At 41.2% G+C, this 23,853-nt stretch carries 22 protein-coding genes; 4 read left to right on the top strand and 18 right to left on the bottom strand.

Going from position 1 to position 23,853, the window contains the following annotated elements; genetic code table 11:
• Window positions 1–14 precede the first annotated feature (14 nt).
• The 3 genes from ACP45E_RS09625 to ACP45E_RS09635 all read right to left on the bottom strand — a co-directional run bounded on the left by ACP45E_RS09625 (window position 15) and on the right by ACP45E_RS09635 (window position 3,596).
• The gene (locus ACP45E_RS09625) at window positions 15–1,199 is read right to left on the bottom strand and encodes an ATP-binding cassette domain-containing protein (protein WP_241824294.1); all 1,185 of its coding nucleotides are present in this window, start codon (window positions 1,197–1,199) and stop codon (window positions 15–17) included.
• 376 nt (window positions 1,200–1,575) lie between these two features.
• Complete coding sequence (groL, locus tag ACP45E_RS09630) at window positions 1,576–3,222, bottom strand: chaperonin GroEL (RefSeq protein WP_017038310.1); 1,647 nt, start codon at window positions 3,220–3,222, stop codon at window positions 1,576–1,578.
• Window positions 3,223–3,302: 80 nt separating this feature from the next.
• Window positions 3,303–3,596 (bottom strand): co-chaperone GroES, encoded by a 294-nt coding sequence (locus ACP45E_RS09635; protein ID WP_017036809.1) that lies wholly within the window; start codon window positions 3,594–3,596, stop codon window positions 3,303–3,305.
• Window positions 3,597–3,854: 258 nt separating this feature from the next.
• Between ACP45E_RS09635 and ACP45E_RS09640 the strand changes: the two genes are divergently transcribed.
• Entirely contained in the window at window positions 3,855–4,472 is a 618-nt protein-coding gene (locus ACP45E_RS09640; protein ID WP_017036811.1) for a helix-turn-helix transcriptional regulator, read from the top strand.
• 173 nt (window positions 4,473–4,645) lie between these two features.
• Here ACP45E_RS09640 and ACP45E_RS09645 read toward each other — a convergent pair whose 3' ends face one another.
• Together ACP45E_RS09645 and ACP45E_RS09650 are read right to left on the bottom strand one after the other, a co-directional pair.
• Entirely contained in the window at window positions 4,646–5,623 is a 978-nt protein-coding gene (locus ACP45E_RS09645; protein ID WP_017036812.1) for a sensor domain-containing diguanylate cyclase, read from the bottom strand.
• A complete protein-coding gene (locus ACP45E_RS09650; RefSeq protein ID WP_017036813.1) occupies window positions 5,620–6,561 on the bottom strand; it encodes a response regulator in 942 nt (313 codons plus the stop codon). The genes ACP45E_RS09645 and ACP45E_RS09650 overlap by 4 nt, the downstream gene beginning before the upstream one ends.
• 384 nt (window positions 6,562–6,945) lie before the next feature.
• Between ACP45E_RS09650 and ACP45E_RS09655 the strand changes: the two genes are divergently transcribed.
• Window positions 6,946–7,287: a DUF3135 domain-containing protein gene (locus tag ACP45E_RS09655; RefSeq protein ID WP_017036814.1), complete on the top strand. Its 342-nt coding sequence runs from the start codon at window positions 6,946–6,948 to the stop codon at window positions 7,285–7,287.
• An 18-nt stretch (window positions 7,288–7,305) separates the two neighbouring features.
• On the opposite strand, the gene birA is transcribed toward ACP45E_RS09655, so the two are convergent.
• Both birA and murB read right to left on the bottom strand, forming a co-directional pair.
• Complete coding sequence (birA, locus tag ACP45E_RS09660; protein ID WP_017036815.1) at window positions 7,306–8,310, bottom strand: bifunctional biotin--[acetyl-CoA-carboxylase] ligase/biotin operon repressor BirA; 1,005 nt, start codon at window positions 8,308–8,310, stop codon at window positions 7,306–7,308.
• Complete coding sequence (murB, locus tag ACP45E_RS09665; protein ID WP_017038311.1) at window positions 8,307–9,395, bottom strand: UDP-N-acetylmuramate dehydrogenase; 1,089 nt, start codon at window positions 9,393–9,395, stop codon at window positions 8,307–8,309. The genes birA and murB overlap by 4 nt, the downstream gene beginning before the upstream one ends.
• Before the next feature lie 64 nt (window positions 9,396–9,459).
• Here murB and ACP45E_RS09670 point away from each other — a divergent pair, with 64 nt between their 5' ends.
• Together ACP45E_RS09670 and pssA are read left to right on the top strand one after the other, a co-directional pair.
• The gene (locus ACP45E_RS09670; RefSeq protein WP_017038312.1) at window positions 9,460–9,891 is read left to right on the top strand and encodes a GNAT family N-acetyltransferase; all 432 of its coding nucleotides are present in this window, start codon (window positions 9,460–9,462) and stop codon (window positions 9,889–9,891) included.
• Window positions 9,892–10,040: 149 nt separating this feature from the next.
• On the top strand, window positions 10,041–11,381 hold the full coding sequence (gene pssA / locus ACP45E_RS09675) for a CDP-diacylglycerol--serine O-phosphatidyltransferase (RefSeq protein WP_017038313.1): 1,341 nt from the start codon (window positions 10,041–10,043) through the stop codon (window positions 11,379–11,381).
• A gap of 99 nt (window positions 11,382–11,480) precedes the next feature.
• Here pssA and ACP45E_RS09680 read toward each other — a convergent pair whose 3' ends face one another.
• From ACP45E_RS09680 to hisH, 11 genes are all read right to left on the bottom strand, one after another.
• Entirely contained in the window at window positions 11,481–13,412 is a 1,932-nt protein-coding gene (locus ACP45E_RS09680; protein ID WP_017038314.1) for a polysaccharide biosynthesis protein, read from the bottom strand.
• An 81-nt stretch (window positions 13,413–13,493) separates the two neighbouring features.
• Entirely contained in the window at window positions 13,494–14,042 is a 549-nt protein-coding gene (locus ACP45E_RS09685; RefSeq protein WP_017038315.1) for a sugar transferase, read from the bottom strand.
• On the bottom strand, window positions 14,043–14,960 hold the full coding sequence (locus ACP45E_RS09690; protein WP_017038316.1) for an NAD-dependent epimerase/dehydratase family protein: 918 nt from the start codon (window positions 14,958–14,960) through the stop codon (window positions 14,043–14,045).
• Window positions 14,954–16,072, bottom strand: coding sequence for a glycosyltransferase family 4 protein (locus tag ACP45E_RS09695; protein ID WP_069584939.1), 1,119 nt, complete (start codon window positions 16,070–16,072; stop codon window positions 14,954–14,956). The genes ACP45E_RS09690 and ACP45E_RS09695 overlap by 7 nt, the downstream gene beginning before the upstream one ends.
• 16 nt (window positions 16,073–16,088) lie before the next feature.
• Complete coding sequence (locus ACP45E_RS09700; RefSeq protein ID WP_141707274.1) at window positions 16,089–17,375, bottom strand: SGNH hydrolase domain-containing protein; 1,287 nt, start codon at window positions 17,373–17,375, stop codon at window positions 16,089–16,091.
• Window positions 17,309–17,971 carry an acyltransferase family protein gene (locus ACP45E_RS09705; protein ID WP_017038319.1) on the bottom strand — a complete coding sequence of 221 codons (663 nt, stop codon included), beginning with the start codon at window positions 17,969–17,971 and terminating at the stop codon, window positions 17,309–17,311. The genes ACP45E_RS09700 and ACP45E_RS09705 overlap by 67 nt, the downstream gene beginning before the upstream one ends.
• A gap of 93 nt (window positions 17,972–18,064) precedes the next feature.
• Complete coding sequence (locus tag ACP45E_RS09710) at window positions 18,065–19,618, bottom strand: hypothetical protein (RefSeq protein ID WP_141707275.1); 1,554 nt, start codon at window positions 19,616–19,618, stop codon at window positions 18,065–18,067.
• A 170-nt stretch (window positions 19,619–19,788) separates the two neighbouring features.
• A complete protein-coding gene (locus ACP45E_RS09715; protein ID WP_017038321.1) occupies window positions 19,789–21,198 on the bottom strand; it encodes an MBOAT family O-acyltransferase in 1,410 nt (469 codons plus the stop codon).
• Window positions 21,199–21,317: 119 nt separating this feature from the next.
• Entirely contained in the window at window positions 21,318–22,439 is a 1,122-nt protein-coding gene (locus ACP45E_RS09720) for an N-acetyl sugar amidotransferase (protein ID WP_017038322.1), read from the bottom strand.
• The gene (locus tag ACP45E_RS09725; RefSeq protein ID WP_017038323.1) at window positions 22,439–23,203 is read right to left on the bottom strand and encodes an AglZ/HisF2 family acetamidino modification protein; all 765 of its coding nucleotides are present in this window, start codon (window positions 23,201–23,203) and stop codon (window positions 22,439–22,441) included. The genes ACP45E_RS09720 and ACP45E_RS09725 overlap by 1 nt, the downstream gene beginning before the upstream one ends.
• Window positions 23,204–23,809, bottom strand: a complete 606-nt coding sequence (gene hisH, locus ACP45E_RS09730; RefSeq protein WP_026026670.1) for an imidazole glycerol phosphate synthase subunit HisH — start codon at window positions 23,807–23,809, stop codon at window positions 23,204–23,206.
• Between the last annotated feature and the right edge of the window lie 44 nt (window positions 23,810–23,853).

Here is a 23,853-nt window from a genome sequence, read left to right on the forward strand (position 1 = left end):
ACCGCTCTTCCGATCTAGTCGAGACTGCGAAAACTGGTCTTAGCAAATTCACGCATTTCCAAGACATCTAACCACTGATGCGCCGCTTCAATTTGCTTTTTACTCGGTTGATCGTAAAGCCCGATAGAATCATAGAAACCCGACAACAACACATCCAACGCTTGGCACCCAACTCGATATTGCAGATGCAATGCGGATGAAACAATGCCTATCTGGCGTTTTATATCCCAGATACTCTCACCACTGCCGCGCTTCATGCCCAGTACATGAATATCATTGCAATAGCATTGAGGATGATCACCGAGAATCAGACCTAGCAAGGTGCTTTTTCCACAACCATTGGGACCGCGTATTTGCCAATGCTCCCCAGAGTGCATCTGCCAAGTGACGTCTTTGAAGATAACGCCATCTAGGTATTCCACTTTGACATTATTCATGGACACCAGCGGTTCACTCGTTTTTTTATTGGGTATTTTTTCAACCATCATCCCAAGTAACACGTCACTTTTTTGCTTTGATAGTGCTTGAATTTGTTGCCGAATCGGATGGGAAGACCACTCTTTTTCGGTCATGGTTTGTGTTAAACGTTGATGATCAAACAGAGCGACATGGGTAATACACTTCGGTAATTCATCCTCCCGAGAGGTAATGATCACTAACTGCATTTGGCTGGAACACTGATTGAGTAATTCTGTCAGAGCGGCGCGGTGTTCGGTGTCTAACCCGGTGTATGGCTCATCGAGAATCAACAATTGTGGATTCTGAACCAACGCTCTGGCGAGCATGACTCGGCGCGTTTCTCCCGTTGAAAGCTGTCTAAATTGTCTCTGGCGTAATCGCATCAAATCGGTTTTTTCCAACATCGTTTCAAGCTGTTTGGCCTCACAACCCACATCGATAAGCAACTGCTCAACGGACGTTCCATAATCTAAGCTGTCTTGAAAGTCTGTTTCGTCTTTGGCAATTTCATCTTCGAGCAATTGCTGCTGCATTTCCAATGAGACGCATGAAATACGCTGCGGGAGGTTCTTAATCTCGCCACTGTCTGGAACTAAATCACCACTAAGGATCTTTGCCACCAACGAAGCACTGTGACTGTGGGCAGCGAATATACCCCAATGCTGGTTTGGTGTGAGCGCCCAATCATCAATACTTAACGAAGCGGCATCGCTATGGTAGCGAAGCTTTTCAATGTGCATAACGTATCCCTGTTTTTATGATTGTAATTTTTTATTGTTGTCACTTTTTATTGTTGTGATCATGTCAGCCACTCTCATTGTCAGGCGATGGCCTTTCAGTACTTTCTTTTTCCCTCCCCCATATAGTGCAAAATATCATCACTATTATCCAGTCACACGCCAGCACCCATGTCGAATTACCGTATTAAATAAGCATCAACTCATTTTTCAGACACAAAAAAACCGAGACTAAAAAGCCTCGGTTCTCTATCTGATATTTGTTTAATTATCTTTAAGCTGTAACGTTTTAGAGCAAGAAGAAAGCACGGAGTTTACGCTAGTAAATGAGTACTTTCGACGCCGCTATCAAGCTTTACAGCAACAAGATAAACACAAATTACATCATGCCCGGCATACCACCCATACCGCCCATGCCACCCATATCAGGCATAGCTGGACCAGAATCTTGTGGCTTATCAGTGATCATCGCTTCTGTTGTGATCATAAGACCTGCAACCGATGCTGCGAACTGAAGTGCAGAACGAGTCACTTTTGTAGGATCTAGGATACCCATTTCGATCATATCACCGTACTCACCCGTCGCCGCGTTGTAACCGTAGTTACCTTCGCCAGCACGTACATTGTTCGCAACCACTGACTCTTCATCACCCGCGTTCATTGTGATTTGGCGAATTGGTGCTTCCATTGCGCGAAGTGCCACTCGGATACCGACGTTTTGCTCTTCGTTGTCGCCTTCAAGGCCAGCCACTTTTGATGCTGCGCGGATAAGTGCAACACCACCACCTGCAACCACACCTTCTTCAACTGCTGCGCGAGTTGCGTGAAGTGCATCTTCTACGCGGTCTTTTTTCTCTTTCATTTCCACTTCAGTTGCTGCGCCAACCTTGATAACCGCTACGCCGCCAGCCAGTTTAGCCACACGCTCTTGAAGTTTTTCTTTGTCGTAGTCTGAGGTTGCTTCTTCGATTTGTTGACGAACTTGAGCAACACGACCTTGAATCATCGCTTCTTCACCCGCACCATCGATGATGGTTGAGTTTTCTTTAGTGATGGTTACGCGCTTCGCTTGACCTAGGTCTTCTAGTGTTACTTTTTCAAGGTCTAGACCGATCTCTTCAGAGATTACCGTACCACCAGTTAGGATAGCGATATCTTGCAGCATAGACTTACGACGGTCACCGAAACCAGGTGCTTTCACTGCTGCCACTTTCACGATGCCACGCATGTTGTTCACAACAAGCGTTGCCAGTGCTTCGCCTTCTACATCTTCAGCGATGATCAGAAGTGGACGAGACGCTTTAGCCACGGCTTCTAGAGTCGGAAGAAGTTCACGAATGTTCGACACTTTCTTGTCGATAAGAAGAATGAATGGGCTTTCTAGATCAACAGAACCTGCTTCTTGGTTGTTGATGAAGTAAGGAGATAGGTATCCGCGGTCGAACTGCATCCCTTCGACTACGTCTAGCTCGTCTTGTAGAGCCTGACCTTCTTCAACCGTGATTACGCCATCACGGCCCACTTTATCCATGGCTTCAGCAATTAGGTTACCGACCGTTGAGTCAGAGTTTGCAGAGATAGTCCCCACTTGTGCGATCGCTTTAGTATCTGCACATGGAACAGACAGCGCTTTTAGCTCTTCTACTGCTGCGATAACTGCTTTGTCGATACCGCGTTTAAGATCCATTGGGTTCATGCCAGCTGCAACGGCTTTTAGGCCTTCAGAGATGATCGCTTGAGCCAGTACTGTTGCTGTTGTTGTTCCGTCACCTGCAGCATCATTCGCTTGAGAGGCGACTTCTTTCACCATTTGTGCGCCCATATTTTGGAATTTATCTTCCAATTCAATTTCACGGGCTACAGAAACACCATCTTTAGTGATCGTTGGAGCACCAAATGATTTATCTAGAACAACGTTACGGCCTTTAGGACCTAGCGTTACTTTTACAGCGTCAGCCAGAACGTTTACACCTTCTAGCATCTTGATACGTGCGTCATTACCAAATTTTACGTCTTTAGCAGCCATCTTTATTTCCTTTAAATTTTTGATTCGATTTTTACTCGAAAGTAAATATTGAAGAGAAAAGTCAATTACTCAACGAGTGCTTATGCTTCGACAATCGCCATGATGTCATTTTCAGACATGATCAAAACTTCTTTGCCATCGATTTTCTCAGTCTTAGTACCGTAGCCTTCTGCAAAAATTACGGTATCGCCAACTTTTACATCCAATGCTTGGACAGTACCGTTTTCTAGGATGCGGCCTTTACCCACAGCAACAACGATACCGCGAGTTGATTTTTCAGCCGCTGAACCTGTTAGTACGATACCACCCGCTGACTTTGATTCAGCTTCTTGGCGTTCTACGATAACTCTGTCGTGTAATGGACGAATGTTCATCGGTCGTCTCTCCTAAAAATTTCCATGAGGTTTGAGAAATGCTGACACCTAATGTTTTCAAAGGTGTTGCAGCGGTTGAAAGAGATGTGGGGGCATTCCCAATAATCCCAAGGGGGGAAGGACATTTTTTTGTGACCAAACCTGCAAAACAACCTGATTACTGTGTTGGGGGGTAGATTCATAGGATCAATCTAAATAGTAAATTCTTTGCTTTATTAAATCGTTACGACATAATTAAACAAAGCGAATGAGGAAAACATGAAAAGTAGCGAAAAAATACTGCAAGCGATCAAGAAAAACGGTGAGATCACCGCAAAGCAGTTAGCCCTTGATTTGGCTATGACCACAATGGGCGCTCGCCAGCACTTACAGTTGTTAGAAGACGATGGGTTGTTGAGCTACCAAGACCTCAAAGTCAAAGTTGGCAGACCAACGAGACATTGGTCACTGACCAACAAAGGCCATGCGCATTTTGCTGATAGCCATGGAGAACTGTCGGTTCAAATGATCGATTCTGTTGAGCGCGTTTTTGGTCTTGAAGGCTTAGAGAAAATAGCTCAAGACAGAGAAAATCAGACCCTAGTGTCTTATCAAAAGCTCATTAATACTTCTCAGTCACTGGAACAAAAACTGGCGATTATTGTTGAGCAGCGCAGTAATGAAGGTTACATGGCTGAATTTGAAAAACTCGATGATGGCTACTTGCTTATTGAAAATCATTGTCCAATCTGTAAAGCGGCGACACGAAATACGGTACTTTGTCGCTCTGAATTAAACGTGTTTCAAGCGCTACTTGGTAAGGATCACCAGGTTCAACGCATTGAACACATTGTGCAAGGTCAGCGACGCTGCGCTTATCACATCAGTGAAGGCTAACTCTGTAAAGACTCCTCCAATAGAGGCGAGCTCAGTGAAGGCCTACGCAATGAAATCCAACTCTGCGAAAACTGGCTCTGCCACCGCAAACTCTGATGCTCTAACTCTTACTTCTTATTTCTGGCCTCTTACCTCTTACCTCTTACCTCTTACCTTTCTATTCACGCATAGCATTAAGCGGGGACGGAATGAACCGTGGTCATATTGCGACCGTTTTCTTTGGATTTGTATAACGCGGTATCGGCGGCTTCAATCCAACCGGTGGCTGAATCAATAGCACTGCGGTTAAACTCACACACCCCGAGGCTAATGGTGTAATTAATAGTCCCTTGTGGCGAACCGATTTGGCTTTCTTCAATTCTCTTACGTAGCCGTTCTGCAAAATACAACGCTTGTTCATGACAGGTATTAGGCAGCAAGACGGCAAATTCTTCTCCCCCATAGCGTCCAACAAAATCACTGCCTCTTGAGGTTTTCTGTGCAAGTTGAGCGGTATGACGAATCACTTCATCACCAATGCTGTGCCCGTAGTTATCATTCACCCGCTTAAAGAAATCGATATCAAACATGATGAGAGTCGACACACGATCATCGTCGATTTTGAGGCGATTGTATTCTTCGATTAACGAATCTTCCCAACACGCTCGATTGAGTAGGCCCGTTAACCCATCAATGCGGCTCTTATGTTCGAGCTTGCGATTGGATTCATGCAAAAGCATTTTGCTTTGCGCAGTATCGGAAACGTCACTGATCATCACGCATAGGTGAGAAACCTGACCGGATAAAGAGCTCAATGGTGTGATGACCATATTCTGATGCATCTGCTCTAACCCACGAGAAGCAGGTGAAAAATTATTAAATTCGAAGATATAGGCGCGATCTTCCCAGGAAGAAAAACCTTGTGTCCCCAAAGAGATGGTGGCGTTGAACTTAGCTTCCATCCAGGCTTCTGGAAGATCTTTACACACACTGAACAGCGGCTTTTGTAAAATTTTGGCTGACGATATTCCGCTGTACGACTGCATGAAACGATTCCAAGCCACGACTTTAAATTCAAGATCAAGAACAAAAATCCCTACATCCATCGTGTCGATAACTTGGGTATACCAATGCAGCTCTTCAACCACATTTAAATTGGTTTCATGGCTCATATGGACTCCATAATACAGTTAATCACCTTCTCTGAGGACTGATCAAACATAAACAGCACCTCACATTCAAACGCTTGATCATCTCGATAAATAAATTCAAGTGCTAAGGTATCATCGCCAATACAACTCGGTTTTGCATATACGCGTGTATCCACCACCACCGGTTGACGTAATGAAACACTGACGTCCATTTGTTCACAGAGAGAAGTCATAAATGAAGACACAAATAGGTTAGCCACATTCAGCACGACTTCATTGTAAGAGTTATCATCACTGGTGAACCCCAAGCGCTCGCCGATGTGCCCAATCCCATCACCATGAAGGCATATCAACGCCTCACCATGCATCCCACTTCCCACAAAACGCTGAGTAACCGCCGCGACTTCATCTCGATACAAAGCATCACGCAGCATCATATCCAGTTCCGCTTTTTCAATTTTACTGACGGTTGGTACAGGCAGATGAATAAATTCACCCAGCACTTTGGCTAAGGTGGCAGCACCTTGCCCAAGCGCTATATTGGCGATCTCTTTAAATTTCACCTGCGGGGAGATGTCGTCAACTCTGGGCCCGTTACTTTTGAACACCAAACCTAAACGAGTAAACACCTCTGCCGCATAGCTACTGGAAAACGGTTTTTGAATAAAGAGATACGCGCCTAAATCCATACATCGACTTACCGCCTGGGGTTGAACATCCCCCGAGACAACGACAACTTTGGTGGAAATATGCTTGGGAATGGCTTTTAGTACTTGGTAGCCATCCATTTCGGGCATGGTAAGATCTAGAAATAGCACATCAATAGCGTATTGGTGCAAAAGCTCTAATGCTTGGCGTCCATGTTGAGCGAACAGCAAATTTTGATTCGGTAATAACTCGATACTTCGCGCCAGCATTTTTCGGGCGAGCGCGGAATCATCGCAGATAAGAATATTCATGCTTAATAGTTATGTCGAGGTTATGAAGATCACTGAGCCACGAAGGTAAGTTTCCAGCAACCATTTTGGAATGAAGTTCACTCCACCAGCACCAATTAGGTAATTAGGTAATTAGGTAATTAGCCAGACATGAATACAGCATGTTAATTAGGGGGTAAAGATATCCTTAACAAAATTAGAGCCTTGCTCATGTTTATTTCTATTTTACTGCTTGAATTCATCGAAATAATCAATATCTAGATGCATATCAATTCTATTAATGGAACAAAAATCACCGTCTCATAAATGAGAATAAAGACGTTAGTTCAAACTTTAATCTATTTGATTGGTTACGCTTAAGGTAGTGTTGATAAATTCATCAACGCTGTGATAGAGGAAACAGACATGAATGCCTCACATTTAAATCAGACTCTGCCACCTTTTGATGAGTTGGTCGACTTAGCCAAACACAACCCAGATGCGTTTGTGCAATTTAAAAAAGAGATGTGTGAAGAGATGATTCTTTCCGCTTCCAGCGAAATGCAAGATCGCCTTTGGGCTCAGCAGAGTCACATTGATCGAGTGGTTGATCGCTGCAAGAATCCGACTCACGCTAATGTGTTGTTAATGAAAGAGCTATCACAGCAGATGCATCGCTTCCAAGATGTCTTGGATGGCAATGTGCCAAAACAAGAAAACAGCGCTCAGATTATTCCGTTCAGACCAAAAGAAGAGCAGTGGCGCTAAATCCACGCCACTAATATTTTACGGTGTTTCATTATTGCGTAATGAAATTTCACCACCAATGAAGCGCTCAACGCCCTGATCGGTTTCAAGCAGCACAGCCCCTTGGGCGTCGATACCTTTCGATATACCTTCAATTTCACGTGAGCCCATAACCAGCTTCACCTTACGACCTAAATAGTTGTCTAAGCGGTTCCAGCGTTCAACGAACCCTGTCATTCCATACAACTCATAATCGTTTAATGTACTTTGCAAGGTATTGACTAAAGTCACCGCCAAATCATTTCGATCAAAAGTTTGAGGATGAGGTTGAGCATCACACACTTCAGATAAGCTGACCCACGGCTGAGTGATCTTTTGGGTGACGTTCTGATTTATGTTTTGGCTGTCATTCGCCATATTCAGGTTGATACCCATGCCAATCACAAGGTTCGCCGCTGCGCCTGCTTGACCAGACATCTCAACCAAAATACCCGCCAGTTTTTTGTCCTCAAAGTAGAGATCGTTCGGCCATTTGAGTTTGACGCCATCAATGCCGATTTTTTCCAGTGCTTCAACAATAGCAACACCAACAACCAGGCTCAGCCCCATTGCCGCAGCCATACCAGCATCTAATCGCCAATAAATAGAGAGATAGAGATTACTGCCAAATGGCGAGACCCATTCTCGGCCACGACGACCTCGTCCTTTGGCTTGATATTCAGCGATACATACCGAGCCTGATTCCAATTGATCCACTCGGTCAAGTAAGTACTGATTGGTTGAATCGATAATCGGAACCAACTCTAAAGGCGTTGTCACTTGAGACTTAAGTAGCGCTTCATCGAGTAACTGCATCGGTTTCGACAGTTGGTAGCCTTTCCCTTGTACACTAAAGACATCGACACCCCACGCTTGAATGCCTTTAATATGTTTACTGATAGCCGCTCGTGAAATACCCAACTGCTCTCCAAGCTCTTGGCCCGAATGAAAGCCGCCTTGAGACAAAGTCTGCAATATCGCCAATTTTACTCGATGCTCTTTCATTCCTGCGTCTCCAGTAAACCTTTACGCTGTAAAATTGCTTTTAAGTTCGTTTCGCCAGTCGCATCCATAAAACGCACTTCATGTTCTAGTTCAATATTGTATCGCTCAAAGACAGCCTGACGCACTTTTGCTGCGAGTAGCACCACATCATCAGCGGTGGCGTTATTGGCATTCACAATCACCAAAGCCTGATTCGGATGCACTTGAGCGCCACCAACCATGGCTCCTTTCAACCCACATTGATCGATCAACCACCCTGCTGCGACTTTCATCGCTGGGTTGCCTTGTTCATCTGCGGCAGGATAAGCGACTATCTCTGGAAAGCGTTCCTGTAGAGATTCAAAGTGCGATTGAGTCACGATTGGGTTTTTGAAAAAACTGCCTGCATTTCCAACCTCTTCCGGGTTTGGGAGCTTTTCCAATCGAACCTGACTGACACGCTCAAAGATTTGCTTGGCAGTAACCGTGGCTTTATCAAAGCCCTTTAGTGGGCCATAACCGATATTAGGCTGCCAGTTTTTGACAAGCTTTAGCCCAACGGCGATAACCACCGCCTTTTTATACCACTGATGTTTAAAGATGGAATCACGGTAGCCGAACAAACACTCTTTGGCACTGAGGCGCTTTATTTGATGGCTTTCCAGGCACAATATGTCCACATATTCACAGATATCTTTAAACTCCACGCCATAGGCTCCGATATTTTGAATCGGTGCAGAGCCCGAACAGCCAGGGATCAACGCGAGGTTTTCTAATCCATCATAACCTTGTTCGACACACCACTTAACCAGCGCTGGCCAATCTTCCCCACCGTTAACATGCAAATGATACGCAGACTCTGATTCACGAACTTCGATGCCCATCAACCGACTGACCACCACCACACCTTTATAACGCTCGGTAAACAACATATTGCTGCCTTTACCTAACATTAGCTTCGGTAAGGCACGCCACTCGGTTGATTGATAGACATCCAATAGTTGCTGTTGCGTACTCACTTCAACGAGGTGATCACAATATTGCTCAATGGCGAAAGTATGGTAAGAACCAAGATTGGCGTTAGATAGAGATTGCATGGGCTTCATCGAGTAACTTAAACTGCCACTATTCTACATGACAACGGTACGATTAGATAAGAGGAAGGTCATAATGAGTGAGCTGACAATCGCGGTTCTCCCGGCAATTAAAGTCCCCCTGGTCAATAAGCTCTATAAGGTTCACTACCCTTCAGGTAAAGCCAAAAAAGATGAACACATTATTACGGCCTCAAACCGCTGCGCTATCATTGCGATGGTTCGATTTCGCACGATAGAGCAATACCGCCTACTCACTGGGATGCTTGTGATCCCGGAGCAGCGCGAACAAGGTGTCGGCCATGCTCTACTCAACTATTGCCAAGACAATGAGCTGACTGGTAATGACTTTTGTTTTGCATACGACCACCTAGAGGGCTTTTACCGCGATCATCAATTTGAAGTTGTTGCCCTAGATGAGATGCCCAATTGCCTTAAAAATCTTTACCAACGGTATGTGAATAGTGGCCGAAGTCTCATTCCTATGCAGTTTCAGGTTGATAATTAAGCAACTATGCGCCTTTACTGGTCAACGATAGATTAAGTTTGGTAATATTCGTCTCTTGCAGTTTTTTGCATTTTTTCGCCCAGTTTATGATGCTCTATATTTAAGAGGGCATACCTCAACTTGTTAACGATTAAGGTGATACATCCAACATGATGGTCAATAGGAATCCATTCAATCGACTGCCAACCCTTGCACTAGAGCCTGAAAATTTTGGCGTTCTGTATTCAGCGCAAGCGTTTAGAGCTCGCGTAGTAAAAGCGATTCAAGAGGCAAGTAAACGGATTTACCTTGTTGCTCTTTATTTAGAGGATGATGAAGCCGGTCGTGAGATCTTAACTGAGCTGTATAAAGCCAAGCAGAAAAACCCGGATCTAGAAATCAATGTGTGTGTCGATTGGCACCGAGCACAGCGTGGGTTAATTGGCGCTGCCCCTTCTGAAACCAATGCAGCCATGTACCAATCTTTTGCTGAACAATATGAACATAAGATTCCTGTGTATGGCGTTCCTGTTCGTGGCCGAGAAGTGTTTGGGGTTTTGCATTTAAAAGGATTTATTATTGATGATAAAGTGATTTATAGCGGCGCAAGCTTAAATAACATCTACCTGCATTATCAAGATCGTTACCGATTTGACCGCTACCATGTATTGAAGCAACCAGCACTGGCTGACAGCATGGTGCGCTTTATACGCGAATCTCTCATCGACCACCCAGCAGTCAACAATCTTGCTAGTGATGAAAAACCAGCAACCAAAGATATTAAAGTTGAAATTCGTCAGTTGCGTGCGTTACTCGCCCAAGCCAAATATGAATTTGAACACCAACCTGTCAGTAATGAACAGATTGCCATTACCCCGTTAGTGGGTGTGGGGAAGCGTCGTAATAGGCTAAACAATAGCATCAACCAATTATTGGCTGCCGCCAAAGATGAAATATTCATCTGCACGCCTTACTTCAACTTTCCACGCAGCGTGGCAAAAGAAGTTAAAAAAGCGATAAAACGCGGTGTAAAAGTAACGATTGTGGTGGGTGATAAAACCGCAAATGATTTCTACATTTCACCAGAAGAGGCGTTCAAAACCATTGGTGGGCTGCCTTATCTGTATGAAATGAACCTTCGCCGCTTTGCTAAAGCTAATGAAGCGCATATTGCGAGCCGACAGCTTTCTATTAACTTATGGAAGCACGACAGCAACAGCTTCCATCTAAAAGGGATTTGGGTCGATAAGCGTTACATGCTACTTACCGGTAACAACCTCAACCCAAGAGCCTGGAATCTCGATCTTGAAAACGCGATTCTCATTCAAGACCACTATAATCACCTCACTGAAAAATTTGAGTTGGAAGTAGAGAACATCTTACAACACACCGAAATGATTTGTGCTTATCGCCAACTTGAAAAGATAGAGCACTACCCAGATCCTGTTCAAAAACTGATTCGCAAGATTATGCGCGTTAAAGCGGATCGGGTTTTGAAGCAGATATTGTAATGACTAAAGCATCCAAAGTTTAAAAAACAAAAAGGCTCCTTTCGTAGGAGCCTTTGGTATCTAGTAACTATTTAATGAAAAACGTTTAATGAAAAACAGCTAGTGGATGACTTCATCTTCTAGCTCACAGTTTTGAGCTTTCCACACCAAGTCACCTATACCATCTGTTGGGTTGAAGTCTGTTGGTGCATCAAGTAATAGCTGGCGAATCTTGTTGTGATCAAAGTCGTGGCACGCTGAGTCAAGGGCGTCAATCAACTGAGTGTATTCATCAAGAGATAAGAAACGTTCATTAGCTGTCATGATGCGTTCATGAGCCGTTTTTCCAACACTATCGCCGATTAAAAGCTCTTCGAATAGCTTTTCGCCCGGTCGAAGGCCAGAGAACTCTATGGCTATATCACCGTATGGGTTCTCTTCGCTTTTAACTTCAAGACCGGAGAGTTGGATAAGATTTTTAGCTAGATCGGTAATTTTAACCGGCTCTCCCATATCTAAAACAAACACATCGCCCCCTTTCCCCATAGCACCAGCTTGAATGACTAGCTGAGCCGCTTCTGGGATGGTCATAAAGTAGCGAATAATATCCGGGTGAGTCACCGTGACTGGCCCACCTTTTTCAATTTGGCGTTTAAACAGAGGGATGACTGAGCCAGAGGAACCCAAAACATTACCAAAGCGAACCATACAAAAACGAGTACCCTCTTGCTTAGCGTTTTCTTGCTCAGCCAAAGCCTGTAAACCCAGTTCAGCAACACGTTTCGTTGTTCCCATCACATTGGTTGGTCGAACCGCTTTATCGGTAGAGATTAAAACGAAGGATTCGACACCCGCTTCAATCGCTGCTTTCGCCGTGTAGTAAGTACCAAAGACATTGTTACGCACACCTTCAACCACGTTATATTCAACTAAAGGAACATGCTTGTATGCAGCGGCATGATATACAGTCTGCACGTTGAAGCTACTCATAACCGTCGCTAAGCGATTAATTCTTTGCACAGAACCCAGTAACGGAATAATTTCAACGTATAACCCTTCAGCCTCTATAAACAGCGAAAGTTCACGTTCAATTTGATACAAACCAAATTCAGAAAGCTCAAAAAGGACGAGTGCTTTAGGCTGGTTACGTAAAATTTGACGACATAATTCAGAGCCAATCGAGCCACCAGCGCCGGTGACCATAACCGTCTTGTCTTTAATGTTGGCTTCCATTAACGCCTGTTGAGGAGCTACAGAATCTCGCCCTAGCAAATCTTCAATAGCGACATCTTTTAACTCATCAATTTGGGCTTTGCCTTCAACGATATCCTTCATATCAGGGACGGTGAGAACTTCAGCTGAAAGATGAACTAGAGCATCCAAGATTTCTTTGCGCCGAGCCCTTGAAGCACTAGGTACAGCAAGTAATATTTGTTTAACGTTATGTTTTTCTACCAGGCTATCTGCTCGGCTAATATCTTTAACCTTAAGGCCCATGATAATGGTATTTTCTAGGGTTTTATCTTCATCAATAAACCCGATAACCTTATGAGTTTCCGATGATTTTAAAGCTAGAGCCAGTTGTCTTCCAGCCGCACCAGCGCCATAAATCAAAACATTTTTCTTTCCCTTGTTGCCAATTTCAGCGACTAGAACTCTGATAATAAGTCTGGAACCTCCGCTGAGTAGGCAAAGGAATGCCCCATAAATTATCGGCACCGAACGAGGAACTGATGCATCAAGATAAAAAGCCAAAACAGATACTGTTGCAGCTGAAATTGCAGTGCCTATGCTAACCACAGCTAAGGCATGGAATGTCAGGTAGCGTAAAATTGCGCGGTATAAACCAAGTCTTGTATAAGCTAAAATTGTTATCAGCAATGTTCCAAGTAATACATACTTTGTTGAAACATCATCTAGCGGTTTGATATGGCCTACTCGAGTCCAATAGGCTGCATAAAAAGCAGTTATAATGAAAAATGCATCAATACATATGCTAATCAGTCGTTTATTGAAACGAGATAAATTCCAAAAAAAATTAAGCCTAGCCATTATTATTCTCTTAATAAAACTAACGCCAGTATTGTACTGGCGTTAGAAGAATTTGTCTTTAATCAAACTCAGTAAGGTCAGCTACCTCACAGCATCCCCACTACCACTGCCTGTTACCGTCATCAGGATGTACTTAAAATAATCTTTCAGAGTCAAGGTGTCGATCATTTGTTTATCGGTTTTAGCAAGTAGTTCAGGCGTAGACATATCAATATTTTGAACTTGAGCTAAGCCGGTTATGCCTGGGAGAACATTATAAACACCTAAAGCATCTCGCGCTTTGATCAACTCGTCTTGATTAAACAGGTTAGGGCGTGGGCCAACAAGGCTCATTTCACCTTTCAGTACATTAATTAACTGAGGAAGCTCATCAATTTTAGTCTTGCGTAAAAAATTGCCAAGTTTGGTAATCGACGCATTATTAGCTAGATGGCTTGCTACTGATTTAGTCTCAACTGACATAGTGCGGAACTTTATCAGCTTAAATGCCTTTTTATTACGGCCTACACGTTCTTGTACAAAGATTGGTGAACCTGTATCGAACAATCCAATAATGACAACTGTAATTAAAATAGGCCATAGGAACAATAAACCCAATAAAGCAGCTAAAATATCTAACAATCGGATCATTTATTTACTCACGTTACGCAATGAATTCATTGCTTGTTTCATGGTCAAGGGCGGAGTCCAACCAAGTGTTTCTTTAATATGAGATGAATCAACTTCTAAATTACTAAATAGCTGATCAACTAATGCTGATTTACCTACGAGCTTACCAAACAATCTAATTAAAGTAATTGGAATTGGTAAGTGAAGCATCCTCTTTCCTTGCCCTTTTGCTATTGCGTGTGTAAATTCCTTGATAGAGACAGTCTCATTATCCGAAGCAAGAAATACTTTCCCTGGAGCTCTTGGGTGATCTGCGCATATTTCTAGCAAACTACACAAGTTATCAACTGAGACAAAGCTTCTTCTATTATCAGCCAATCCAAATGGTGTAATACCAAATTTAGAAATAAATTCGGTTAATAAGCCAAAATTACCCGGAGCATTTGAGCCATATACTAAGGGAGGCCTAACAATGACTAACTCAACATGACTATTCCTTGAAAGCTCTCTAAGTTGTAATTCTGCACGATGTTTTGACTTAGCGTACTCGCTGCGAGGCTTCAGGAGAGAGTTTGGGGTAAAAACACTCCCTATACGGGTAGAATCTCCATTGACACCAATCGAACTAACAAACACGAATCTTTTAACGTTGAGCTTCTCTGCGACCTTAAACAACTCTATAGGGTACTGAACATTTGCTTGTTCGAAAGCCTTTTCAGAAGTCCCTTTAACATGAGCCAAACCTGCAAGGTGTATGATGACTGCATCGCTTGAGAAGCGGTCGTAATGACCTAATAACTCATTAGGTGAATTAGTATACAAACTATTCCGACTAAACTTAGAAGCATTACCTCTAAGTAAGAGAAGAGTTTCTCTACCTGATAGTGATTCAACCAATTTCTTACCGATGAATCCGGATGAGCCAGTGATGACTAACATTTTACTCTCGCATTATAAATTTTCTTTGTATTTAGATACATTTCTAAAACAGTAAATTTATCGTTATAACTCTCTAATGAGTTCTGTCTAAAAGCATTTAATTGTTCTTTGCTAAGACTCATCATATAATAAATTGCTTCAGCAAGTTGTGCGATATTTTTCGCCTCAAACATCACACCATTTTTGTAATTCAATACCAGTTCATTTATTCCGCCGACGTCAGAGGCAATAATAGGGAGTTTACTGGCCATAGCTTCAATAATAGACATAGGCAACCCCTCAGAAAGTGATGATAATATAAAGCAGTCATAGTTACCGTAGAGCTCAGTCACATTGCTACTGAAACCTTTAAATGCGACAAATTTGTTTAACCCCAAAGTCTCAACAAGCTCTTTCGCTTCATCAATGTTCTCACCACCTCCATAAAAGTCGACATATGCTTTTCTCGTCTTGGACTGGGTATTTACTTCATCCAACGCCTTGATCAAAGCTAAGTTATCCTTAGGGGCTTGAAAGCGGGTAACGCAAATCAACCTAAACTCATCACTTGACTCTGGGCGCACTTTAGCGAACTGAGTGAGAGAATCACAACCGTTATAAACCAAATGCGTTTTTTGGGGGCTAATCTTAACCACATTATGTGCGTAGTCCAAGTCCGCTTGACTGACACATATTATATCACTCGTAATCACAGATAAAATCCTGTCCAATAGCTTGTAAATCATTCCTGTAAACCAAGATGAGTTTTTTATATGAGACCAGCCATGTGCTGTATAAACAACTTTTATGCCAAGATTAAAAGCGGCTAAACGCCCTAACAAACCAGACTTTGCAGAATGAATGGCAAAGACTTCTGGACGCGTCTTTTTCAAGACACTCCTAATTTCCTGAATAGCCTTTAGATCAGAGATAATACTAAAATTTCTTTTAAGATCTCTCACTGATGAAGATGAAATACCATGTTTTTTAAGTAAGTCATGAAAAAGACCATCTCCTCCTGCTAGTACGTGTACATTACAACCATCATTTAGAAACTGCTGGCATAACAACTGTACGTGAACTTGCGCTCCACCAACAGTATCTGAACGTGTGATTAACTGAACAATTTTCATTCTATTCCCAAACGACCTATTCAAACAATTCTTTGTAATATGAAACAGCAATTTTCGCGCCAGCCTTTGAAAGGTGATGCGCATCAGAGTATATGAATTCTCCATGAGTTAGAGGCTCACATGTTCCATTATCACAAAAAGGCTTAGTCATATCTACAAATGTCATCCGATCGTTTTTGTTAACCATCTCCTCAACTCGTAGCATGAGGTTACGCGAGTTAGCGACAGATATATCAGATGAAAGTCTACCCTTACAGGCATGTGACATTATACTCGGTCGCTCTACGCAATTACGTAAGCTTTGGTCTCCGGAAATTAAACCTGGCGGTGCCCCCAGTACGTATATATTCGTATCTAATACAGATTGGAGCTTCAGTATACTGTCTAATATAAAGTCATTATAGCTACCATCTTCAAAGCCCTTTCTGTTACCATTTTCATCAACCACTAATGTAGAGTAGCCTCCCCAGTTTATACCTATAAAAACGGGTATATCGGGCGCCTCCTTTAATCTTTCTCGTAAGTCATTCAATCGGTCAAAACAAGCTTGTCTTGGTTTTCCAGAAACAAAAGAGGTGTATAAATCTGAGAAAAAGCATCCATCCGCCAACGACACAATTGCCTTACCATGAATATTTTCTTCTATAGCACTCACATATTGTCTAGAGTAACTGTCCCCCAGCAGCGCATAAGAGACATTTTGATTTTTATCTCCAATTTCATAAGTTCCTTGTAAACTTCCATTACCACCATAAGCATTTTGGTGAAATTGGGCTGAGTCTATTGCTCTATCTTCAAACGGCCTCAAGGCTCGACCATCGGTATAAATGACGAAACTCACAGCTGAAATCATAGCAAGTAATGAAATCCAAATAGTTGCTCTGCGTTCTATAGAGTATCTAAACTGTTTTTCGACAAAAGTATATAACAGATAAGAAACAGCAAGAGTAATTAAAATAATCACTATCATGTCGATATAATTTATCTCTCTAAATACATAATATCGATAGAGAACAATAACAGGCCAGTGAACTAAATAAATAGAGTAAGAGCACCTCCCAACTTTAACCAACCAACTATTCCGATCAAAGTAGTTATTATATTTATTAAGGATGTGAAGCATTAGAATAGCAGCTCCAATCGTCGGAATAAGGGCAAAATACCCAGGAAACACCATTCCACTATCAAATAAAAAAGCACTGAGAAGAATTAGCCCTAGACCCGAAGAACCAACAATTACGCGACGAGAAATACTTGATGCTCTCGAAGTGATACATAATACACAAATGAACCTATCAGGAATTCATGCCAACGCGAGAAAAGAAGATAATAAGCTGCATCTTTGTTTCCTGCACTGATATAAATAGACACAAATAGCGAAGCAAAAAAACTTAGCCACAAAAAATGGATTAGATATTTGGTTTTATTTAATAAAAAAATCACCAGAAAGATGACGATGTAAAATTGTTGCTCTAAGCTTAGCCACCAAGTGTGTAAAAGTGGATTATTTATTGATGACTCATCAAAGTAGCCTGAATTCATTAAATAATATATATTCGATAGAGAAGATGCAGACCAAATCACCGATTTAGAAACATCAACATAAGTTTTAGGATCGACTAAAACCCAACCAATAAAAACAACTGATGTGTAGAGAACTAGTTGCGCAGGGAATAGTCTCTTAACCCTAGACTTAAAAAACCGAACTCCATCAACGCCTTTGTCATCGATTCTAGCGCCTACTAAAATCTTAGTAATTAAAAAACCAGAAATTACGAAAAAAACATCAACCCCGACATATCCTCCCGGAATAACCCCATCCAAATGGAATAAAAAAACCAATATAACAGATAGAGCCCTCAGAGCATCGATATCTGGATTATAGTCGTTCTTAATCAAAACCAATCACCTATAAAAAACGAATTTTACTTCTAGAGAAAAACATAGCAGTTAATCTAAACTTTAAATGAAATCACTAAGTAAAGGATACTGTTAGTTTAGCGCGATTACTTCATAAGTATCATTCGGTACTATCCAAGCACCATAATACTTTCCGTTTATTTTCTTCACATTGCTACAATCTAGGGACATATTTCCTTTCTCACTAATTTCCTTTACACCATTCTCGTTCTTAGTATATATACTCACCCCAAGGTCACCTGAACATTTCTCAGACTCGACTATCAGTATTCCACCGAGTTGATATACTGATGCTATATCGTTGGAGAAAATATGGTCAACCTCCTCATTCACTATAATCTCATTGATATCAATAGTTACGTATACCTCTTTTACTTCAGAAGAGCCGTTGTCGCCATTTAAACTGAGCTTGTTACCGTTAGGCCTTATTTTTTCAGAGAGGAACGTTATCTGCTTATTATTTGAATAACGATTCCCCACTCCAAAACTAACTTTCCCGCGATACTCAGCGTTCCAAGCAAAGCTATGGTCTATGGTTTTTTTTGAATTGGTTAAAGGTTGATAGCCAGTCAGACCTAACTTGATAGTTAAAAATTTAGAGTATTCAATGACGCCCTCAACAAAAGTATACTCTCGATATTGAGACACTATCTTGATATAGTCATCAGGCAGGTTAATACGAATATAACTCGGGTTTATAAATCCCTCTAGAATTGGAGAAACAACCATATCGGGGTATATTTTCAAAACTGAATTCAAGTTCTCTAATAAATTTACTTTTAGTTCCTCTAAGTGCTCATCGACATTTTCCTTATAAATAAACCTACCAAAGGGAGTGCTCTCTTCTTTTTCGTTCAATATTTTTTCGAAGGCTATCATACCTAGATTAGTATCAAAATGTGAGGAATCAATCCAATATTGAGAATCGATCATATAATCGTTTACATAAGAAAAATCATAAAATGGATAGATATCTGCAAGGCGTCTTTTAAACTGAAAGAGCTTGTCATGGTCTCTACGGTAATATGCTTTTACCCAACGGGGAGTAAAAAACAAGGTAAGTTCAAAATTATATTCTTTGGAGAGTACAACAATATCTTTGACAAACTCTAGATTCTCATCAATAAAGAAGTCATTATCTCCAGGGGAAAACTGGTTAGCCTCCATTGCAGGTACATTCAAGCCTTGATTAATACTAATACGGCTTGGGTGCTCTGTCGGTTCAAAAAGCTCACCAAATCCAATTCTTTGGTATTCACCTTTATGTTTAAGAGAAATTTCTGCATCCATCAATGTCGGCAAATTAAACAACCAACTTACATAGAAATCTATTCTAGACATAACAGTTGTAGGATACAATAAACGTCCCGAATAACCCTCCTTGTAATACAGATCAAAGTCATCAATTGCGATGAAAACATGCTTAGGACGGGCTCCTTCTTGTAGAATCCCGTCTAAATTATACCTATGCTCGGCTAGTGTTGAACCTGGAAGGTCTAACTTGACTAAGCTAGTACCAAGTTGTGATGCTAGTACCGGACCATAGAACCCACTGGATCGTGAAGAGCCCATCAACAATGCAGGGGGCTTTTTTGCGTGTTTTATATGCCAAGCCGCATTTCTCACGGATGATATCGATGAACGAGATGCCCAATCATAGGGGGCATTGATATTAAGAAACTGATTATTAGTTATAGGCCTTACGTATCCATAATGGTCTAGATATATATTGTAGGTCGCAACTGGTGCCACAGCCAAAACAAACCCGAGAAGAAAAATTAATATTTTTATCATAATTAAAAGTTAAAATAGAGGAACTCTTGATGTTCAGTTGAAAGTAACATCACCGTAGATAGACCAAACAGAACTCCAAATATGAATAACTTACCATTAATTAGCAATGATCGAGGAGTATCATCAAGGTACTTCTTAAGTATTTGATTTGAATTTGGAAATACAACAGAAACCAAAAAAAACAAAACAATTAGAATCAATGAATTGTATGACACAATTTCTGCATTATAACTAAGCACGCTCACCTGGTTTTCCTGAAGGAAAAACATGCTTTTTAGAACACTAACTGATTTTTGTAAGCTCTCGGCTCGAAAGAAGACCCAACCAATGTGTACTACAAATAAAGTTATTGCCCATGATATTAAAGTAGGAATACGAACACCCAATCTAGACCATAAATTACAGATGGTCAGAGATACACCATGAATCCCCCCCCATACAATGAACCCCCAACCAGCACCATGCCAAATTCCACCCAAGATAAAAGTAATTAGGACATTTCTGGTCGTTTTGTTTCGGTTCCCCCCTAAAGGGATATAAATATAATCCCTCAACCAATGAGAAAGAGTAATGTGCCAACGAGACCAAAAGTCCTTAATTGATGTTGATTTATACGGTGAGTTAAAGTTAATGGGAAGTACAATATTGAACATCATAGCAATCCCCAAAGCCATATCTGCATATCCAGAAAAGTCAAAATACAACTGAAGCGTATAACTTGCTGTTCCTACCCACGCATCCATAAGACTCAAAGAGCCAACGTGTGTATCAAAAGCGAGGTTCGCATAGACAGAGAGGCTATCTGCAATAACTACTTTCTTAAACAAGCCAATACAAAACAAAATAAATCCAGGTCCCAACTTATCGTGGAATACTTTAGATTTATTATTAAATTGGTGAATTAGTTGGTAGTGATGAACTATAGGACCAGCTATAAGCTGTGGAAAAAACGTGACAAACAAAAAATAGTCAATAAATTTATATCTAAGTGTTTTTTCACTGCGATATACATCCACAAGGTAGGCAATCTGTTGGAAAGTAAAGAAACTTATAGCTAAAGGCAAAATTACCTTTTCAAAATTAAAATCTCTCCCTGAGAGTAAACTGACATTATTTAAAACAAAATAGCTATATTTATAGTAAAGCAGAGGGATAAGGTTAAATATCAACCCAAAAACAAGCACAGGCTTGTTTTTGAAGTAATTAATAGCCCAGGATATTAAATAGTTCCCAAAGATTGATAACAAGATTATGGCTAGATAGTCAACTTCCCACCAGGCGTAAAAAAATAATGACGCAAAAATTAGCCAAACCTTAGTCGTATCAGAACTAGTATTAACTTTCAAAAGAGAATATATACAAAGAACAACTGGCAAGAATAAAAATAAAAATTCTACAGAGTTAAATAACATTAAAAATTTAAAACCTAAATTATTTACTTTGAATAAAAGCGACAGGTTACAAGTTCTATCACTCTGTTTTCATCTTCACACCAAGACTTAAAATACCTGTAAAATGGCGTAAAAAACCTCTAGTTCTTTTTTAAGAACTTAAAGTAAAACTTACGACAATATTCCCAAAAATTATTTTCTGAAGGAAAAGTATCATGTTTAACCTCTGGCCTAGATATGTATTCGACAAGCTGCCCTTTTGTCCAACTCATCTTTTTAAGGAAGTAACCTATATCTTCTTCCAACTCTTTCTGAGACGGGTAAGGGATTTCTTTCAGCTTCTCTGACGCCTCTCCCCTAGTCATTTGATTGGACAAGATTAGAGATGAGAAATGGAGCTTTCGTTTATCGACATCAAACTTCTCAGGTAACAAATGCCCTTGATAGAACCTTGTGAATACTGACTCATAGTGTTTATACGGGTACCTTTTATATCCGAACTCTTTTTCCAACATATTGAGAGCCGACTCTTTGTCGAATTCAAAATAATCGAGAAATGGAATCCACCTAATATTTTTAACAAACTCTGAGTAAATAAAACCAAGTGTCCCAATCGATGGGAAAGATTTCAATTTAATATTCTTTGTCTTCGCAATCGCTTTTATATTGCGCTTGTCTTTCTTCAGCCAATTCCATCCTGTAGGAACTCTTACGCCCTCTGTAGACATGTTGCATCCAGAGAGAATCCACTTCACACCGTGCTTTTTGGCTAGCTGATAATTTACCGCCAACATCGCATTGTCATAAAGCAGCTCAACATCGATCACATCAGCATCAAAAAAGGCCTGCATAAGACCTTTATACTCAGACCAGTCTATGACATGAGTATACAAATCAACATCTAAGTTACTAATCAAATTCTCAATGTTGTTCTGGGCTAACTCGGAATTCCAACCATTATCCATGTGTACTGCTAACGGCCGTAAACCCAACTTCTTAGCTTGGATAAGAGACCACGAGCTATCTACTCCACCAGAAACCCCTACGATACAATCGTACTGTTGATTTTTCCCATCTCTCTTAATCTTCTCAATTAACTGCTCACAGTCAGATTTTCGCTGCTCTGGGCTTTTGTAAGTAATATGTGCAATGCGCTCATCATAGTCGTGACAGTAGTTACATACACCTTGGTCATCGAATAAAATATCTTGAACCGTAGTATCAAGCACGCAACGACTACATACAATTGTTTCACCTTTCATTAGATGCCTTTTAATAATTCTTCTAAGTCTTTATATTTAGGGTAGGTAATCAAAACCGCATCATGCGGCGCTTGAAACACAAAAAAAGCACCTGCAGCAACGGCTGACGCACCGCATTTTACTGCATCACTAATATCACCGAGAGAGCCCACACCACCGATTGCAATAACTGGAATATCAAGAATTGACGAAGCTTTTTCTATTAACGGTAAATTCATCCCACAACACAGCCCGTCATTATTAACATAGTTTAATACTAACTCTCCAGCTCCTGCTAGTTGGATTTCTTTGACTCTCTCCTCCCATTTCTGAGGTAGTGTTTTCCCTGTAGAAGCCGCGTACAACTTGTTTTTACCAAACAGTGTAGATTTAATATCCACTGATACGACTACGCTTTGAGACCCAAACTTGTTCGCAATGTCGGTTACCAGTGAAAGTTCTGAAATAGCTGAGGTTTGGATACATACTTTTTCGATACCAATTCGAAATAGCTTTTCGGCATCTTCAAGTGTTCTAACGCCGCCACCATAACACAACGGCATAAAACACTCACTGGCTACACTTTCGATTAGCTCTAGATTTGGCCCTTCACCTAGACGAGAAGCATCTATATCTAGGATGATAAGTTCATCAACTTCTTTGTCATTGAATATGCGAACTGCATTAATAGGGTCTCCAACATACTTTGGCTTTTTAAATTTTTTTGTTTTTACTAGCCCTTCACCTTTAAGCAGTAAACATGGAATCACTCGCTGTTTTAGCATTTAAAGCTCCAAAAAACGTTTCATTAACTTCATCCCAAACTTGTGGCTTTTTTCTGGATGGAACTGACAGCCAAGAATATTTTGCTTTTCAAATGAAGAAACAAACCGCTCACCGTGGATAGAAAAAGTAGCAATATCACTTTCATCATCACACTCAACAAGGTAGGAATGGACAAAATAAAACCGGTCACCTGTATCACTTTCAGCGAACAAAGCGCTCTCTTTTACAACACTTACCGTATTCCACCCCATATGAGGAACCTTAATGCCGTGCTTTGCCGTATCAAATTTCTTCGCACTTCCGGACACGAGCCCTAGCCCAGTAGATACGCCTTCTTCACTTTTATCCAACAGCAACTGCATACCTAGACAAATCCCAAGTAATGGTGTGTGCTTAGAAACACTATATTTGATAGCTTCTTCTAGCCCACTAGCTCTCAACGCTGCCATTCCTGCATCAAACGAACCAACCCCCGGTAAAAGCAACTTACTTGCTGCAACCACTTCTTCAGGGGTCGTAATTATCTCACACTCGCCGCCAACTTTCTTGATTATGTTCGCAACTGAACCAATGTTACCCATTCCATAGTTTATAATGCTAATCAAAACCGTATTACCTCATTTGTTAATGCCGGTTGGCGTAACCCTTA

Source organism: Vibrio genomosp. F10 str. 9ZD137, from assembly GCF_049974785.1.
In the GTDB taxonomy this organism is placed as follows: Bacteria; Pseudomonadota; Gammaproteobacteria; order Enterobacterales; family Vibrionaceae; genus Vibrio.

Excerpts from the sequence above, each read along its gene's own strand:
- ACP45E_RS09680 (WP_017038314.1), bottom strand. The coding sequence starts at position 13,412 with ATGGCTAGGCTTAATTTTTTTTGGAATTTATCTCGTTTCAATAAACGA.
- ACP45E_RS09640 (WP_017036811.1), top strand. The coding sequence starts at position 3,855 with ATGAAAAGTAGCGAAAAAATACTGCAAGCGATCAAGAAAAACGGTGAG.
- ACP45E_RS09655 (WP_017036814.1), top strand. The coding sequence starts at position 6,946 with ATGAATGCCTCACATTTAAATCAGACTCTGCCACCTTTTGATGAGTTG.
- ACP45E_RS09690 (WP_017038316.1), bottom strand. The coding sequence starts at position 14,960 with ATGTTAGTCATCACTGGCTCATCCGGATTCATCGGTAAGAAATTGGTT.
- ACP45E_RS09635 (WP_017036809.1), bottom strand. The coding sequence starts at position 3,596 with ATGAACATTCGTCCATTACACGACAGAGTTATCGTAGAACGCCAAGAA.
- groL (WP_017038310.1), bottom strand. The coding sequence starts at position 3,222 with ATGGCTGCTAAAGACGTAAAATTTGGTAATGACGCACGTATCAAGATG.
- ACP45E_RS09695 (WP_069584939.1), bottom strand. The coding sequence starts at position 16,072 with ATGAAAATTGTTCAGTTAATCACACGTTCAGATACTGTTGGTGGAGCG.
- ACP45E_RS09645 (WP_017036812.1), bottom strand. The coding sequence starts at position 5,623 with ATGAGCCATGAAACCAATTTAAATGTGGTTGAAGAGCTGCATTGGTAT.
- ACP45E_RS09670 (WP_017038312.1), top strand. The coding sequence starts at position 9,460 with ATGAGTGAGCTGACAATCGCGGTTCTCCCGGCAATTAAAGTCCCCCTG.
- ACP45E_RS09625 (WP_241824294.1), bottom strand. The coding sequence starts at position 1,199 with ATGCACATTGAAAAGCTTCGCTACCATAGCGATGCCGCTTCGTTAAGT.
- ACP45E_RS09725 (WP_017038323.1), bottom strand. The coding sequence starts at position 23,203 with ATGCTAAAACAGCGAGTGATTCCATGTTTACTGCTTAAAGGTGAAGGG.
- ACP45E_RS09650 (WP_017036813.1), bottom strand. The coding sequence starts at position 6,561 with ATGAATATTCTTATCTGCGATGATTCCGCGCTCGCCCGAAAAATGCTG.
- pssA (WP_017038313.1), top strand. The coding sequence starts at position 10,041 with ATGATGGTCAATAGGAATCCATTCAATCGACTGCCAACCCTTGCACTA.
- ACP45E_RS09720 (WP_017038322.1), bottom strand. The coding sequence starts at position 22,439 with ATGAAAGGTGAAACAATTGTATGTAGTCGTTGCGTGCTTGATACTACG.
- birA (WP_017036815.1), bottom strand. The coding sequence starts at position 8,310 with ATGAAAGAGCATCGAGTAAAATTGGCGATATTGCAGACTTTGTCTCAA.
- ACP45E_RS09715 (WP_017038321.1), bottom strand. The coding sequence starts at position 21,198 with ATGTTATTTAACTCTGTAGAATTTTTATTTTTATTCTTGCCAGTTGTT.
- murB (WP_017038311.1), bottom strand. The coding sequence starts at position 9,395 with ATGAAGCCCATGCAATCTCTATCTAACGCCAATCTTGGTTCTTACCAT.
- ACP45E_RS09685 (WP_017038315.1), bottom strand. The coding sequence starts at position 14,042 with ATGATCCGATTGTTAGATATTTTAGCTGCTTTATTGGGTTTATTGTTC.